This is a genomic window from Niastella sp. OAS944 (assembly GCA_024809215.1).
Lineage (GTDB): Bacteria > Bacteroidota > Bacteroidia > Chitinophagales > Chitinophagaceae > Niastella.
Window position 1 is genome coordinate 115655 of the sequence record JANUBW010000003.1, and the last position, 15132, is coordinate 130786.

The 15132-nt window shown below is 42.8% G+C and carries 15 protein-coding genes; 9 read left to right on the forward strand and 6 right to left on the reverse strand.

Translation table 11 applies throughout. The features are described 5' to 3' along the window. Nucleotides 1-344: 344 nt before the first annotated feature. Entirely contained in the window at nt 345-737 is a 393-nt protein-coding gene (locus tag GGD38_RS15075; RefSeq protein WP_375297071.1) for a response regulator transcription factor, read from the forward strand. Between the two features lie 61 nt (nt 738-798). Here the strand turns inward: GGD38_RS15075 and GGD38_RS15080 are convergent, their stop codons facing one another. Then, on the reverse strand, nt 799-1308 hold the full coding sequence (locus tag GGD38_RS15080; protein ID WP_375297072.1) for a GNAT family N-acetyltransferase: 510 nt from the start codon (nt 1306-1308) through the stop codon (nt 799-801). Between the two features lie 130 nt (nt 1309-1438). Between GGD38_RS15080 and GGD38_RS15085 the strand changes: the two genes are divergently transcribed. The 5 genes from GGD38_RS15085 to GGD38_RS15105 are packed head-to-tail and all read left to right on the forward strand — an operon-like array spanning nt 1439 to nt 6551. After that, nucleotides 1439-2206, forward strand: coding sequence for a hypothetical protein (locus tag GGD38_RS15085; RefSeq protein WP_375297073.1), 768 nt, complete (start codon nt 1439-1441; stop codon nt 2204-2206). A 50-nt stretch (nt 2207-2256) separates the two neighbouring features. Next, on the forward strand, nt 2257-2745 hold the full coding sequence (locus GGD38_RS15090; protein WP_375297074.1) for an acetyl-CoA carboxylase biotin carboxyl carrier protein subunit: 489 nt from the start codon (nt 2257-2259) through the stop codon (nt 2743-2745). Nucleotides 2746-2770: 25 nt separating this feature from the next. Next, nucleotides 2771-4243, forward strand: coding sequence for an acetyl-CoA carboxylase biotin carboxylase subunit (gene accC / locus GGD38_RS15095; protein ID WP_375297075.1), 1473 nt, complete (start codon nt 2771-2773; stop codon nt 4241-4243). A gap of 11 nt (nt 4244-4254) precedes the next feature. Further along, nucleotides 4255-5799, forward strand: coding sequence for an acyl-CoA carboxylase subunit beta (locus GGD38_RS15100; protein ID WP_375297076.1), 1545 nt, complete (start codon nt 4255-4257; stop codon nt 5797-5799). 44 nt (nt 5800-5843) lie between these two features. Then, nucleotides 5844-6551: a hypothetical protein gene (locus GGD38_RS15105; RefSeq protein WP_375297077.1), complete on the forward strand. Its 708-nt coding sequence runs from the start codon at nt 5844-5846 to the stop codon at nt 6549-6551. A gap of 58 nt (nt 6552-6609) precedes the next feature. Here the strand turns inward: GGD38_RS15105 and GGD38_RS15110 are convergent, their stop codons facing one another. Next, nucleotides 6610-7740 carry an RtcB family protein gene (locus GGD38_RS15110; RefSeq protein WP_375297078.1) on the reverse strand — a complete coding sequence of 377 codons (1131 nt, stop codon included), beginning with the start codon at nt 7738-7740 and terminating at the stop codon, nt 6610-6612. A 169-nt stretch (nt 7741-7909) separates the two neighbouring features. Next, nucleotides 7910-8794 (reverse strand): ceramidase domain-containing protein, encoded by an 885-nt coding sequence (locus GGD38_RS15115; protein WP_375297079.1) that lies wholly within the window; start codon nt 8792-8794, stop codon nt 7910-7912. A 182-nt stretch (nt 8795-8976) separates the two neighbouring features. Between GGD38_RS15115 and GGD38_RS15120 the strand changes: the two genes are divergently transcribed. Then, entirely contained in the window at nt 8977-9159 is a 183-nt protein-coding gene (locus GGD38_RS15120; protein ID WP_375297080.1) for a hypothetical protein, read from the forward strand. Next, the gene (locus tag GGD38_RS15125; protein ID WP_375297081.1) at nt 9156-9440 is read left to right on the forward strand and encodes an OsmC family protein; all 285 of its coding nucleotides are present in this window, start codon (nt 9156-9158) and stop codon (nt 9438-9440) included. Before GGD38_RS15120 ends, GGD38_RS15125 begins: the two co-directional genes overlap by 4 nt. A 66-nt stretch (nt 9441-9506) precedes the next feature. Here the strand turns inward: GGD38_RS15125 and GGD38_RS15130 are convergent, their stop codons facing one another. Both GGD38_RS15130 and GGD38_RS15135 read right to left on the reverse strand, forming a co-directional pair. Then, complete coding sequence (locus GGD38_RS15130) at nt 9507-10358, reverse strand: helix-turn-helix domain-containing protein (protein WP_375297082.1); 852 nt, start codon at nt 10356-10358, stop codon at nt 9507-9509. A gap of 45 nt (nt 10359-10403) precedes the next feature. After that, complete coding sequence (locus GGD38_RS15135; protein WP_375297083.1) at nt 10404-11267, reverse strand: ester cyclase; 864 nt, start codon at nt 11265-11267, stop codon at nt 10404-10406. A gap of 123 nt (nt 11268-11390) precedes the next feature. Here GGD38_RS15135 and GGD38_RS15140 point away from each other — a divergent pair, with 123 nt between their 5' ends. Beyond that, the gene (locus GGD38_RS15140; protein ID WP_375297084.1) at nt 11391-12500 is read left to right on the forward strand and encodes a hypothetical protein; all 1110 of its coding nucleotides are present in this window, start codon (nt 11391-11393) and stop codon (nt 12498-12500) included. Nucleotides 12501-12502: 2 nt separating this feature from the next. On the opposite strand, the gene GGD38_RS15145 is transcribed toward GGD38_RS15140, so the two are convergent. Further along, the gene (locus GGD38_RS15145; RefSeq protein ID WP_375297085.1) at nt 12503-15064 is read right to left on the reverse strand and encodes a ShlB/FhaC/HecB family hemolysin secretion/activation protein; all 2562 of its coding nucleotides are present in this window, start codon (nt 15062-15064) and stop codon (nt 12503-12505) included. Between the last annotated feature and the right edge of the window lie 68 nt (nt 15065-15132).

The following is a 15132-nucleotide window of genomic DNA, read 5'->3' on the forward strand; positions in this document are numbered from 1 at the left end:
AAGCGCTGCGTTACCACCGCCCCGCATCAATAAGTAGTATCACTTACATGTTTATACGGAAATCACTCAGTAGCCATTCAAATAACAATTACATTTAGTAAACAGCACTGCATTACTTGTTTCTATAGAAGTAGCAATCTCCCCCGCGTTTCCCATTTCCTTATGCAAACCAGGTCATAGTTGGCCCCAAATTTTCATTATTTAAGTTGATTTATAATTTAAGACCCATTATGGGGTGTTGGGTTATAGATTCCGGAAGTGGATATTCCGGTTTTCATCACAATTCTCTGGTCACCTTCCGGCGAATTGGCTGAAACTTAATCCATCACTTTAATTAAGCATCTATGGAAAATCAATTGACTGTTGCCGTTGTTGACGATCATGCATTACTGCGTAAAGCGGTAAATTTCAGACTTACAAGTATGGGCTACAAAGTGGTTATTGAAGCAGAGAATGGAAAACAATTTCTCGATAAACTTGAAAGCTCACCCTCCCCCGACCTTTGTTTACTCGATATCAATATGCCGGAAATGAATGGTTTTGAAACAGCTGTTGAGCTTAGGAAAAGAAGGCCGGGCATCAAGATCCTTTTCTTCTCCATGCAAAATGGAAGAACTTATATGAAGAAAGCAATGGAAATGGGTGCAGATGGTTACCTGTGTAAAGACGCTTCAACTGAAGAATTTACCAGAACGTTGAGCGCCCTGCTTCCGCAGCCCATGTCACAGGCAGTATAAGTATTTAGTTTTAATTATAATCACTACAAGAAGGGTAACACCTGGCGTTATATGTTGGGTGTTATTTTTCTATCAGCCATTCAAAATAAATGTGCGGCACCTTCTTATAAACAATAAGGCCCATTTCGGTAAACCCGCACTTTTCATAGAACCCGCCAGCGCCGGCAATACCTTCATAAGCATCGAGCCTTATTGAATCACCCGTGAGCGCAGCAGCCATCGCCTTTGCCTTCTCAATTAATGCCCGCCCAACACCAATGCGCTGATAGCCTGGCCTAACAGCCATATCAACAAGATATATAGGCCGGTAAACAGGTGTAAAATAAGCAGGATCAATAACCCAGGGCCTCGAGGCTGTTAACCGCAATGTACCAACCACTTTACTGTCAACTTTGGCCACCAGTACTTTGGCCTTGCTCATATTATGCAGAATACCTCTTTTGGTAGCTACCGCACTCCATTGGCCCGGCCCATGCTTATCGGTAAGGTCTTGTGAGGCATCTGTGATCACTTCAGCTATGGCTTCCGCATCATCTGTTGTAGCCAGGTATATTGAAACGTTTATATTCACTTATTAAAATTACGCAATCTGCCCGGCACGTTGAATAAATAACACCGGCCTGCTCATGAACTTTGCCACCCTTTAGTTATTTTACAGTTGAGGCATAGTTATAACATTGAACCATCTGAAATAAACTACTATGATCACAGAAAATACCGTTCTCCAAAACAGCTTTTTCGATGAAGTGTATAACAGTTATGTTTTTCCCAATGTAGCTATTAACACAATACAACCGGAACATACATTACCTGCCCACACCACCATGCCACAACATTATAAAGGCGCTTTTAAAAGCGATGACTACCTCGAAAGCTGGCTGCAACAGGTAGAGCAGTTAAGTATTGAAAAAAAGGAGGCATTGGCAGCTATGCTTAACGATTATCGCTCCATTGGTTTAATTGACGAATATCTTACCAATGATTTTGTAGAATACTTTTACGATGTGCAGGAAGAAGTGCCGCAGGTTGAGAACATTAAAGCGTCGGGTTTTATAACCACCTACTTTATAGCAAACTGCAGTAAACATATTGGATTAATACACGAGCTCTATCATCAGCCCTGGAATTTCGAAGAAATATTCAACACGTATTTTCTTCACAACCTGATGAACGCAGGCATAAACGACATACATGTGGTACAAAAAACGCAAAAAGATGGCGATCATTACTGGTACGACTTACAAATAAGCTCAACCGAAACCACACTGCACATAAATACATATGGCGATCGCGACGTGTTTGCACCTTTCGTACTGGCCATTAACAAACTTCTGCTTAACAAACCTATAAAGGAAAGATTTATAAGATCGATTGACACCAATGATATTGGTTTTTTGTTTATTGAACCGGCCAAAATTGCAACCATTGCAAATAAGTACAACCTGCGTTTTGTTGCCGTAAAACCGTAGCAATTTCTATTGCATTCTCCAATTGCTTAAATTACAGAAAAATACTGCTGATGCCCGCTAACGATTCGTATAAGATACTGGTCAATGGGTTTGTTTTCTACTTCACAAAAACCGACCTCGATACCCTTGACCTGATAAATATATCACCCACAGAATTTAACGCCATCAACAACAACCAATCGGTAAATGCCCGGTTGGTGAATGCCAGCCTGCTTAACAAAACATTTACTATTGAAACCGCCGGCGAAACGTTTGAGGTAGCAATAAAAGATGCTCTCGACCAAAAACTTGAGCAAATGGGTTTTGGTACTTCTGCCGGCAAACAGGTAAAAGAGATCAAAGCGCCCATGCCGGGACTGGTGCTTGAAATTAATGTAACTGATGGACAAGCGGTAAAAGAAGGCGATCGTATACTAATACTGGAAGCCATGAAAATGGAGAACAGTATATTGATACATGCCGACGCCACCATAAAAAAAGTGAATGTAAAAGCCGGGCAGGCGGTAGAAAAAGGACAGGTACTTGTTGAGCTGGAATAACCTATTACCAAAAGCACAATTAACGATGCAAAAAATACTTGTAGCCAACCGGGGAGAAATTGCCTTACGCATCATGCGCACCATAAACAGAATGGGCATTAAAACGGTTGCCATATACTCCGAGGCCGACCGCCACTCACCACATGTGCTGTTTGCCGATGAAGCAGTTTGTGTTGGCGCCGCCCCATCGAGCCAAAGCTATTTAAATGGCGACCTCATTATTGACCTTGCCAAAAAGCTGAAAGTGGATGGCATTCATCCGGGTTATGGTTTCTTAAGCGAGAACGCTGCCTTCTCAAAAAAAGTAGAAGACGCAGGCATCACCTTTATTGGCCCCGGGCACGAAGCCATGCGTATAATGGGCAGCAAGCTGGCAGCCAAGGAATGTGTAAAGAAGTATAACATTCCCATGGTGCCCGGCATTGATAAAGCCATAGATAATATTGCCGTTGCTAAAAAGATCGCTGCAGAGATAGGGTATCCTGTTCTTATAAAAGCATCGGCCGGCGGCGGCGGTAAAGGAATGCGTATAGCAGCCAAAGAAGCTGAGTTGGAAGAACAAATAGAACGCGCCACCAGCGAAGCACAATCATCGTTTGGCGATGGATCGGTATTTATAGAAAAATATGTTGCATCGCCCCGCCATATTGAAATACAGGTACTGGCCGATAACTATGGCAATACCGTTCATTTGTTTGAACGGGAATGCAGTATACAACGCCGGCACCAAAAGGTGGTTGAAGAATCGCCCTCCTCCGTTCTTACACCTGAGCTTAGAAATAAAATGGGCGAGGCTGCAGTAATGGTGGCCAAATCATGTAACTACCGCAGTACAGGCACCGTAGAGTTTTTGCTCGATGAAGATCTTAATTTTTATTTTCTTGAAATGAATACCCGTTTACAGGTTGAACATCCTGTAACGGAAATGATAACAGGTATTGACCTGGTGGAAGAACAAATTAAAATTGCCCGTGGCGAAAAGCTACGTTTTAAACAGAACGACATTACCATCAACGGTCATGCGCTGGAATTACGGGTGTATGCAGAAGACCCGCTGAACGATTTTCTGCCTTCAACCGGCACACTCAACAAATACCAACAGCCAACAGGTGAAGGTATACGGGTAGACGATGGTTATACCGAAGGGATGGCCATACCGGTTTATTACGATCCCATGATAGCCAAACTAATAACCCATGGCAATAACCGCACAGAGGCTATTCAAAAAATGAAATTGGCAATTGTCGGATATCGTATTGAAGGCGTACAAACCACCTTGCCATTCGGCACATTTGTTATGGAACACGAGGCTTTTTTAAGCGGCCGGTTCGATACACAGTTCGTTCAAAAATATTATTCGCCCGAAAAGCTGCTGGCGCAGCAAAAAAACAAGGCCGCGCTGGCAGCTATGATCGCTTTAAAATACTGGCTGCAAAAACAAAATGAGGTAAAGGCAGCGGAGCCACTATCCACAAACTGGACCCTTCGGTCACATTAAAAGAAGCCTGCATGAAAAAAAATAAAACGGAAGTATTACAACAAAAGATAGAGAAAGGGAAACAGGGTGGTGGCGCTCACAGGAACGAGGCGCAACATAAAAAAGGAAAACTTACAGCACGTGAACGCATTACCCTGTTAATGGACCCCGGTTCGTTTGAAGAGATAGGTGCGCTGGTGCTCCATCGCACCAAGGATTTTGGTATGGAGAGCCAGCAGTTTTATGGCGACGGCGTAATTACAGGTTATGGTACCGTAAACGGCAGACTGGTATATGTATTTGCGCAGGACTTCACCGTATTTGGCGGCGCCTTATCAGAAACGCATGCCGAAAAAATTTGCAAGGTGATGGACCTGGCGATGAAAACCGGTGCGCCTATGATAGGGCTAAACGATTCGGGCGGCGCCCGCATACAGGAAGGTGTAAGATCGTTGGGCGGTTATGCCGATATCTTCTATCGCAATGTACTGGCCTCGGGTGTAATACCACAGATCTCTGCTATTATGGGCCCCTGTGCCGGCGGCGCCGTTTACTCACCCGCCATGACCGATTTCACGTTGATGGTAGAAAACACCAGCTATATGTTTGTGACCGGCCCTAACGTGGTAAAAACAGTTACCAATGAAGAAGTAAGTCCCGAAGAGTTGGGCGGCGCATCGGCACATTCCACCAAATCGGGCGTTACCCATCTTACTGCTGCCAATGATGTAGCGTGTATTGAAGAAATAAAAACGCTGCTGAGCTATATACCGCAGAACTGCGAAGACACTACTCCTAAAGTTCCTTATACGCTCGGTGATGAAACAAGACCAGTGCTGGAAACAATAGTACCCGAAAGTAACAATCAACCTTACGATATGCGGGCGGTGATAGCGGGCATTTGTGATGAAGGTTCTTTCTTTGAAATTCACCCTGACTATGCCACAAACATAGTGATCGGCTTTGCACGGCTGGCAGGCAGAAGTATTGGTATTGTTGCCAATCAGCCTATAAGCCTTGCCGGTGTGCTTGATATTGATAGTTCAAAAAAGGCGGCGCGGTTCACCCGCTTTTGCGATTGCTTTAATATTCCCTTGCTGGTGTTGGTTGATGTGCCTGGCTTTTTACCCGGCACCGACCAGGAGTGGCATGGCATTATTACCAATGGCGCCAAGTTGTTGTATGCATTTAGCGAAGCAACGGTACCGCGGGTTACGGTGATCACCCGTAAGGCGTATGGTGGTGCTTATGATGTAATGAATTCAAAACATATTGGGGCCGACATGAACTATGCCTGGCCTACCGCCGAAATTGCAGTGATGGGCGCCAAAGGCGCCAGTGAGATCATCTTTAAAAAAGAAATTTCCGAAGCGGCCGACCCGGCCCAAAAGCTGGCCGAAAAAGAAGCAGAATATGCCGAGAAGTTTGCTACACCTTACCTGGCAGCTGAACGAGGATTTGTTGATGAAGTAATAGAACCTAAATATACACGTGCCAAACTTATAAAAGCCTTTGCCATGTTAGAAAATAAGGTGGCAACCTTGCCCAGGAAGAAACATGGGAATATACCGTTGTAGGGTTAACTATTTTAGATTATTTTGGATGACACAACACAGTTATCATGTTCAATTTTTTCCGAAAAAAGAAAAAAGATCAAACACCACCTCCGTCAGTATTTCAAAACGATTTAATCGGCCGAGACGAATCCATTCCAGATACACCAGAGTGTTTTGGACCTAAATGCATTTGGTTTGCCATTCCTTCAGAAAACCCGTTACAGGTTGCAGAAACCATGAACCTTGGCCACCTTGAACCCTGTAACTGGTATGTTGGGGTAAGAAAAGCTTATGAAGGTGAAATATTTGTTACACCGCCCGTAGATGGTTATACGATGGTACTTGGCTGGGGGCTGCCTACCGGCGATACACCTGGCGAGATCGAGAAAGTAAAAAATGTGCTTTCAACTTTGAGCAATGTATTTGGCGAAGCGCAGTATTTCGGCACTCACCGCACTTCAGGTTTTTGTACATGGATGAAAGCTGTAAATGGTAACGTCATTCGTGTGTACGGCTATGCCGATGGAGAAAATTTAATTGTTGAAGGCGAGCCTACTGAATATGAGGCAGGACTTAATTTGCTAAATACTTTTTCAGAAGAAGCAAAACAGAAAGACTATTATTCAAGAGAAGACATTACACATCCCCATGAGTCAACTGTAATGGAGATTGCCGCTAACTGGAGCATTGACCCCTCTGAACTTCATAAAAGAAAAGATCTACAACCAGGCTTAGGCTATTTGAGTAAAACTGATATTTTCTGGAAAGCTTAATAAAAAAAAGGTGGCCACCCTTGTTTGACTCGTAAACAAGAGTGGCCACCTTTATCTTTTAAATCTCAGTATACTTTACCGTTACCACCGGTGTTGTTTGTGTTACCTTTTTTAAATGCGGCTGATAGTTGAAAATATCAGTTGCATCTTTATAAGCAAAATCAAACTCCTGTATATAACCTGGAGGAAATTGACCGCTTCGGTTCAATAACTCGCGAAAGCGCTCTTTATATTCCCGGCGTTGCTTTTCCTTTAATACCGTTTTCCAGTGCTTCATGGCATCAAAGCGCGATAACCTTCTGCCGGCGCCATGTGCACAGGAATTCAGCGCCGCCTCCATGGCAGCAACAGAACCAGCCTGAACCAGTAAACTGCCTCTTGACATTGACAGTGGTATCACCACTGTTTTCCCTTTGGCCAGTTCGGTACTTCCTTTGCGGTGCATGATGTACTGCTCAGCAAATCGCACATGATTGTGAATAGAATCTTCCATTTTATACGGTGTTCCATTCAGATCACCTTCTTCTTCCAGCTCTTTAAAATTGAAGTGGAGGTAATCTTTATCAATAGCATTTTTATCGCAACGCACATAGTTCGCTTTTTGCAAAAAGAGCAAGGTCTTTATACAAAAGTTCTTCCGCCGCTCGTAACCAAACGTAAGCGTAGCATTGTAATACTGTCTGAACCCGGCCGATAAAAAATCCTTATGCACAAAATCAACATCCTGTCCGTACTCGCGGGAGAACTCCCGGGTGAGTTGTAAACAATGCTGATACAGGGCAATGCCCCTGTCGCGTGTGCCGGTATGGCAAATTATATATACCGCTTCGTTGTCTTCTTCAATCGACAAAAAGTGATTGCCACCGCCCAGGCCATCATCGGTCATTTTTTGATGGGCCAGGTACAGGGCGGGGAAATGGGCTTTTTTATCGAACGGTTTTAACCACCAGGCTTTGTTCACTTTGAGGTACATTACTCCACAACCGATATCCTTACCGGTTATTAAAGGGTAACAATAGTCGGTTGTTTTAAATGCCACCCCTACCGGCAGCGCTTTCTCGGCACAGTAATGAATATCGGTAAAGGCGCGAATGTCGTTAACAAACGGCTTCTGCGCATACTGCTGCAACTGCTCCATAGCATTTTGTTCAATGCTATTGGCATCGCAATAGAATCCAATAGATTGCATTTTCCTTAATTTGTAATAAAAAAAGATTAGATCGTGGGGCCTTGGTAGGAACATCTGCCCCTTACAGAGATGTCAGCAGCCGATATTATCGGAAGTGCAAAGATATAAAATGGGTTTGATTAATGCAAGTAGCTCCAAACGAAACAGAACAGCATGCTTGTGTGATCAATTATTTTCCTTTCTTTTTGGGCTGTGTGAATTCCTTGGACACGGGATTCTTTTTCAAAAAAGCAGCTGCCTTTTCCCCTGCCTTTATAAAGGTTGGGTCCTTACTATAATCATTCAGGTTTACATCAATGACATAAGTATACTTTTTGGAAAACATAACTACCATATACCAGGTAGCAACAGCAGCAGCAAGATGTTTTAAAGAATGGCCGCTAAGAAAACCCGTTAGGGCATAAATATCCACATCAAACTTCTCTAAAACTTTTGCGATCACATACCAGCCTACTACCAACAATAATGGCCGCCATACCTTCGCATTCATTGGAGAAGGAAACATAAGTAAGATAATTGGGATTATGAGCATTGGATAAAACTGGATAAACCCATAAAAACGCATATCCCCGCGCCCTTCTAGTTCGGTATAATTCCACCAAAGCACGCTGGAAATACCAATCGCCACCAACGGGAATAACAATCTTCTTCCAACCCTTTGATCTATGCATTCTGCAACTACCGCACTCAAAAAGCCCATAAATACAATTGTCATGGGAATTCTATCGAAAACAAGGCTATTATTATTGGGATTGAAATGATAATATGCTGAGCCCAGCCCGGTTAGCATAATGCCGGTAAACAATGTAAAATATATTACTCTTATTGCACTATTGGCTGAAGATCTTCCCAAATAACTAATTCCAATAGCGCCAACAAATAAAAACGGCAGATTACTTAAAACGTTCAGAAAGTTATGTATTCCCATCCAGGTCACATTATCCGCAAAATTGTGGTAGGCCAGGTCCTGAGGCTGCGGTTTAATAAGCGCCACAGTAATTATAGCAATCAGGGTTATAATAACCAACAGAATAACTTTAGTGCGGAATTGCATATGTATTGGTTTAATGGTAATAATAAATATAACGATTATTATTACCCGGGCCACACAAAGAAATTAACATTATTGCCCATTACCCTACCCCGCCTGATCACCATCAGCCTCCCCACCAACCATCATCAGCCGCGGTTCGCGCCTGCACTTTTAGTTTTGTGAAAGATTAAAACCACGAATGAATGAATAATGCCCATTATTATGAAGTGGACCTCGATTGGCTTGCAGACCGGGAAGGTCTGGTTAGCTCGCCTGTACTGAATACGAAGATTGAAGTGGCCACACCGCCTGAATTTCCTAAAGGCATGCCCGGCATATGGTCACCCGAACATTGTTGGTGGCCGCCGTTAGCAGTTGCCTTATGACCACCTTTCTCGCCATTGCTGAAAATTCAAAACTCGATTTTGTGAGTTTCTCCTGTAACGCCAATGGCAAACTGGAGAAAGTAGACGGGAAGTTTATGATCAGCGAGATTGTATTATCACCGGAGTTGATCATAAAAAATGAACTCGATAAAGAAAAGGCACTGCGGGTACTTGAAAAGTCTGAAGCCGCCTGCCTTATCTCAAACTCGGTTAAATCGAAAATTGTTTTTGTACCTGTTATACATAAAGAAGACCTGGTGGTAACCCATAACCAGTTGTAACCTTTCAAACGTTGTGTTAACTACCTTTCCGGTTGTTTTACTGTTAATCCAATCTATGATCCAGAGCTACCCAGCGACCGGGTAGCTCTTTTTTACGCTTGTATCTTCATGGGGCGTTTGGCCTGCACGGCTTTCTTTATATAAAATGAAAGTCATTACAAAATTGCAGAACACTGAGATCAGTAGCCCAAAGCTTACTAAAGGGAAATTGCCGGTCAATAACAGTGCGCTTTGCACTAATGTAATATACCCGGCCGCTTTGTACAAGTTACCTTCTTCGCGTAGCAGGCTTATTCCAAATACAATGGCATTTACACATGCCACAATAAGAATAACCGCCATATTTATGGTATCAAAAAAGAGTATCCCCTGTATCATGTTGATCAAATTCAACAACGGCAACAACACCATCGCTATTAAGGATGAAATGGCCATTGTTTGATTTTGGCTTTGCCTGCCTAACAAATAAAAACCCTTAAAGAAGAACACGCAGCTAATTATATGAATTATTGTAAATACATTTTTCAAAACTGTATCGGGTGCCAGGGTCAATATGTTCAATACTACGGGAATATAATTCAGAGAAAATATCAGTCCGGCAATGAACGACCATTTTAAAAAATTATCCGCCGGGGCCTGGTCAGTGAAAGCATTATCCCCATTAAAATAATTTATATCTGTACCTAATGCTGCTGCCAGCAATCGAATGGTATACATGCGGGGCAGCACCTTTCCGGTCTCTATTCGTTGTATAGTACGGATATCTATATTACAGGCATCGGCCAACTCCTTTTGGGTAATGCCTTTTTGGTTTCTTAATTCGGCTATGCGGGTCCCTAATAATGGCTGTGTCATATAAATGAATTTAACTAAAATTACCCATACCACTTCGCTTTGCAGGCGAACTGGTACGGGCATTGTTACGACATTTACACGGCATTTGGCCAAACCCACCCTTTTTCACTAATGCGTTTGGGTATAAATTCCCCGGTCGGCCGTTATGCCCAGTCTTTTGAACATTGCCGGCGCATCGAACCCTTCTTTTTTGTATTCGGTCTGGACCGCTTCTTTTGCATTGTTCAATGCCTCGCTATTTTGCCATAAGGCCACCGTTATGAAAATAAGATTACCATCTTTATCGGTGTATTCATAAGCCGCATCTTCAATAAAACCGGGCAGTTTTTTAATAAACGTACGGTTGATATTCACCCGATCTTTAAATTCTTTAATAGACGCAGCAGGCACAAAGAATTTGTCGATGAAATTCACCTGGTCTTTTTTTGTTTTCTTATTTATCAAAACATTAATATCAGCCGGCAGCACTTCCAGTTCCTGTAAGAAATGTATTCTATCTGTTAACACCTTTGTGCTTATAACTTTGCCATCTTTCAGCGTTATAATACCCATGCCTTCACTACTGATTAACTTGCCGGTTGGCGGCACGTTATTAAAAGTATTTTTATGTGTTCCCTCCACTCGCCAGTTTACAAACACTTTATCATCTTCAGCAATAATGCTGGTCAATATCCATTGCATATCGGGGAAGCCTTTTATCAACGCCTGCATGGGCTCCTGAAAACCAGCAGCGCCTTTATTACCCGATAGTCCTGTATATTCATCAGCTACCAGCTCTTTCAGCAGATCGAAGTTTCTTTTATTTAAACATTGATCATAGATCTTCTTTACTAATTCTTTGTTTTGTTGCGCCATGTTTGTTATCATATCATTGTTTTTATTGTGTTTTATATCATTATTTCTATACTGAGCGTTAATAGTGCCGGGAACTATCAATGTTGCTATAAGGCATTTGGTGATTATTGCTTTCATGAGTGTCTTTTTGTAGTACAAAACTATCATCCCCAACAAGCGTAGAATTGTAAAAAATCATTGATCTTAAAACCCGCTGAAACCCGTTTTGCAACCTAAACCAAGCCCTGTACAATGGCATTAATGAGACGTGCAACCCTATTCCTAACAACCACTATCCTAATTAGTGTTAGTACTTCTGCCAACGCCCAAAAATTATCGCAGTTCAGTGCCGGACTGTTCAACGAAAAACCTTCTGAAAAGAAAAAAACGCCCCACATAATAAAAGAGAGTGGCAAGCTTTTATCGAATGGCACCGTACAGGCATTGATTGAATATAAAGGTGACCTGTATGCAACCGGCAGCTTTCAAATAGCTGGTAATGTAAAGGCCAATAACATTGCCCGTTGGAATGGCAAGGCCTGGGCGCCGGTTGGCGCCGGCCTCGATTACCCTGGTTCTGTACTTTGCATTTATAATGATGAGCTGTATGTTGCCGGTTCTTTTAAAACAGCCGGCGGCATTGCCGCCAAACATATTGCCAAATGGGATGGAACAAAATGGTCGGCTGTTGGGGAAACAGGCACATACGATATTCAGGCCCTTGTAGTTTATAAAGGCGCCTTATACGCCGGCGGCGCTTATGCCGAAGACGAAAATCTTCAGGCCAATGTATTTAAATGGGATGGCCAACAATGGACTCCCCTTAAAACAACATATAACAACGATGTATTTGCACTTGCGGTTTATAAAGATAAATTATATGCAGGTGGCACCTTCTTACCCAATTCCAATGCCCGCGTAATGCAATGGAATGGTAAAAAATGGAAAGATGCGGGCGTTCAACTCAACGGTGCGGTTTCATGTTTTACAGTTCATAACAAAAAATTATACACTGGTGGTTACTTTGGTCAACTAAATAACAAACCTGCTCCTTTTGTAGTAAGTTTTGATGGCAGGAAATGGAATTATACTTCGAAAGGTTTGGGCGGAACCATACCTTACCACTGGATGTCGACCCTGGTGGGATATGGAAATGATCTTTATGCAGGTGGAAACTTCACTACTGGAGAAGATACAAAACCGGCTAAAAATCTAAGTGTATTTAAATCTGATAGCTGGTCGCCTGTAGTGTATAATATGGAAGGCTCGGTTTACACTATGGCTGTATATAAGAACAACCTGTATGTTGCCGGCAGCTTTTCTTTTGCCGATGGCGCCACCGTATCTTACAACATTGCAAAAATTGAGTAATGTTATAGTATTCGGTTCAACCGTAACTGCACAAGCCTGATCTCTTCGGAGATGCCGTATGTAGCTGAAATATTATACTTATTAAAAGGAACTATTATGATGCCCGGTCCGTAGGAGTAGTGTAGCTTGTTCGACTTCTCGCCGGGCATCCATACCCGCCCCTGGTCAAAAAATCCAAACACCCCTATTTTACCAGTCAATAAGTAGGTTTTAAAATTCGTAATAAACCGCAGCTCATTACTATTGTAAACTGCCGTTTTACCCCAGAACCTTTCACGTCTGTAACCTCGTATAGTGCGCGGCCCACCAACAACAGCATGTTCATATACCTGGCCCGAGCCCAATACATCATCGTTTACAATTGTTTCGCCGCCAAAGCGCATAGCCAGCGATACTTTATCGAGTAATGGGATATATAACTGCCCATGCACATTATACCGTTGAAAGAATTCATTCTGCCTGAAGTTATTTGAATACACGGCATTGGCTAAAACAGTAAACCCCGATACCGGCACTACAGAATCGTTAACATTCACATATGAATAAGATAACTGTAACCCCGCGTATGGATTTGTTTCAAACACCTCGCGGTTATGAGAGAAAAATTTTCCAAAATAACGCTCGCTATCATTAATGCTTTTCACCTGTTGATAAAAACCAATTGCCTGTACGGTGCTTCGTCGTCCAAATTTTCTAAACAACCCCGCATTTACAAACCACTCGCGGCTGCGCATTCGATAGAAATTGATATCACTTGTTGTAGAAACAGTTTCGTTGCCCGTACCGTAGAAATTCGTCCAGCGAATAAAATCATATTCGGCGCGGTATAAAAGGCCCCACTTACCTATTACGTTGGGATATACTCCTTCCCAAAATGCACTGAACGCGTTTTGCGAAATAGAATAATGTACGCCTAATTCCTGCGACCATGCAAAAGGATCCTGGCGCCACCGGTTCTTTTGCATGCGGTACCGCAAGCCTGCATAGATCCTGTCTGCATTGTTATAAAAGACAAGCGGTAAGAACCTACTCTTATCTTTTTTAAACCACTTGTAATCCCATCTATGTATTGAAGTATCGAAAGATAAATGCATGCGTGCAGAACTGGTCGCAAAATCATTGTATTTATTATCGTAGATATGTATTTTCCGCTCTGATTGTATAACAGAGTCTCTATCCGGGCCGCCAATAATGCGTACATCAATATCCTCTACTTCGTTTTTAACATTATATACATCTTTGCCATTGATGCCAAACAACCGAACGTCTTTTGTTTCATCGGCATTGAACGTTCTTTTATAATAAGGGTTTTCTTCCTTTTCCCCTTTATCATTCAGGCGATATACCGATACTACTGTTTTATTATCTCCATTGCTAGTAACTTCAAAGTATTCCCGTTGTTTGCTTCCCACCACTTCTACCTGTTCGGCAATTTTTTGATAATGATGCACCGCAAAAGCCTGCAACTGGTTGCGGCGGGCTTTTATTTTATCTGCCAGTTCTTTACCCTTGGCTGCATACACTTCCTGCGGCAATTGCGCCACAGATCTCTCAATCACTTCATCGGTAAGGGCTTTTTGTAAAGCAACTGCTTCACGCCCCCAATCTTCCAACGTCAATTCATTGGTAAAGATGCGGTCCATATAACGGGCGGCATAACTTACATTTGAAATATTTTTAACAACGCTATCATAAGCCTGCATATAAAAAAGCCCGGCCGCACCTAATACGTGATCGATGATAAGTCCGTCGTGATAAAAGAACGCCTGATCGCGATCGCGGGGAACAGGCTTATATAATATACCACCAGGCACAGCCACTTCACCCCAACTCCAGTTACCCTCATGACGGTCCCAGTCGCCAATAAGCATATCGAACAACCGGGCTTTTATATAAGCCTTCTGATCGACCCTATTGGTATTGCTTTGCTGAAGCTTCATCAATAATTCTTCTGTACTGCTAAAGCTGCGAAAATTGCCCAGGTTATCTGCTTCGTGCCAGTCGCCCTCGGCCTTCTGCTCCAACAGATATAGATCATTCCCGTATTTTGCATTGAAGGTATCGAGCGCTTTTTGTTGCGGTAAATACACCAGCCTGGGCCAGGTGTGATAAATACCGGCAGCATCCATCATATAACCAACGGCAAACGCCCCATAGGGGTGCGACATGGAAACACCGTCGTTAACGATATCCTCCATCATTGTGCCCTTTAAATTTTCAGGAATTACTTCTGTTCTTGATTTACGAATGGAACGCAGTGCGTATTCTTTGCCCGACTTCGTATGCAGCTTAAGCGATTTTGATTCATTACCACCACCGGTTTTATAGGGAATTAATCCACCAAATGCGGTATCCAGTTTTAAGATCGGAACACGCACAGGCGTTGTCCATTCAACCCGGTGATTATGGCCCCATATTTTTTGGTAGCGGGCACTACGTTTATATTCGGGACCTGCCACAATAACCTTGCTCTTGGTAGTATCTACTACTGTTTGTTGGGCGGTTGAGTTTAGGGAAATCAATACCAGCCCCAGGCATATGTATGATCTGACAAAGCAGCGCATACAGTAAGCTTATTATAAAATTGTGCCACGGGTAAAGCAACGGTGGCAGGGATGCGCAACTTGTTATT

What these genes read in the sequence shown, in the direction of transcription:
- GGD38_RS15130 (WP_375297082.1), bottom strand. Translation starts at nt 10,358, where the DNA reads ATGCCCGTACCAGTTCGCCTGCAAAGCGAAGTGGTATGGGTAATTTTA.
- GGD38_RS15090 (WP_375297074.1), top strand. Translation starts at nt 2,257, where the DNA reads ATGCCCGCTAACGATTCGTATAAGATACTGGTCAATGGGTTTGTTTTC.
- GGD38_RS15105 (WP_375297077.1), top strand. Translation starts at nt 5,844, where the DNA reads ATGTTCAATTTTTTCCGAAAAAAGAAAAAAGATCAAACACCACCTCCG.
- GGD38_RS15125 (WP_375297081.1), top strand. Translation starts at nt 9,156, where the DNA reads ATGACCACCTTTCTCGCCATTGCTGAAAATTCAAAACTCGATTTTGTG.
- accC (WP_375297075.1), top strand. Translation starts at nt 2,771, where the DNA reads ATGCAAAAAATACTTGTAGCCAACCGGGGAGAAATTGCCTTACGCATC.
- GGD38_RS15135 (WP_375297083.1), bottom strand. Translation starts at nt 11,267, where the DNA reads ATGAAAGCAATAATCACCAAATGCCTTATAGCAACATTGATAGTTCCC.
- GGD38_RS15140 (WP_375297084.1), top strand. Translation starts at nt 11,391, where the DNA reads ATGAGACGTGCAACCCTATTCCTAACAACCACTATCCTAATTAGTGTT.
- GGD38_RS15110 (WP_375297078.1), bottom strand. Translation starts at nt 7,740, where the DNA reads ATGCAATCTATTGGATTCTATTGCGATGCCAATAGCATTGAACAAAAT.
- GGD38_RS15075 (WP_375297071.1), top strand. Translation starts at nt 345, where the DNA reads ATGGAAAATCAATTGACTGTTGCCGTTGTTGACGATCATGCATTACTG.
- GGD38_RS15085 (WP_375297073.1), top strand. Translation starts at nt 1,439, where the DNA reads ATGATCACAGAAAATACCGTTCTCCAAAACAGCTTTTTCGATGAAGTG.
- GGD38_RS15100 (WP_375297076.1), top strand. Translation starts at nt 4,255, where the DNA reads ATGAAAAAAAATAAAACGGAAGTATTACAACAAAAGATAGAGAAAGGG.
- GGD38_RS15145 (WP_375297085.1), bottom strand. Translation starts at nt 15,064, where the DNA reads ATGCGCTGCTTTGTCAGATCATACATATGCCTGGGGCTGGTATTGATT.
- GGD38_RS15115 (WP_375297079.1), bottom strand. Translation starts at nt 8,794, where the DNA reads ATGCAATTCCGCACTAAAGTTATTCTGTTGGTTATTATAACCCTGATT.
- GGD38_RS15120 (WP_375297080.1), top strand. Translation starts at nt 8,977, where the DNA reads ATGAATAATGCCCATTATTATGAAGTGGACCTCGATTGGCTTGCAGAC.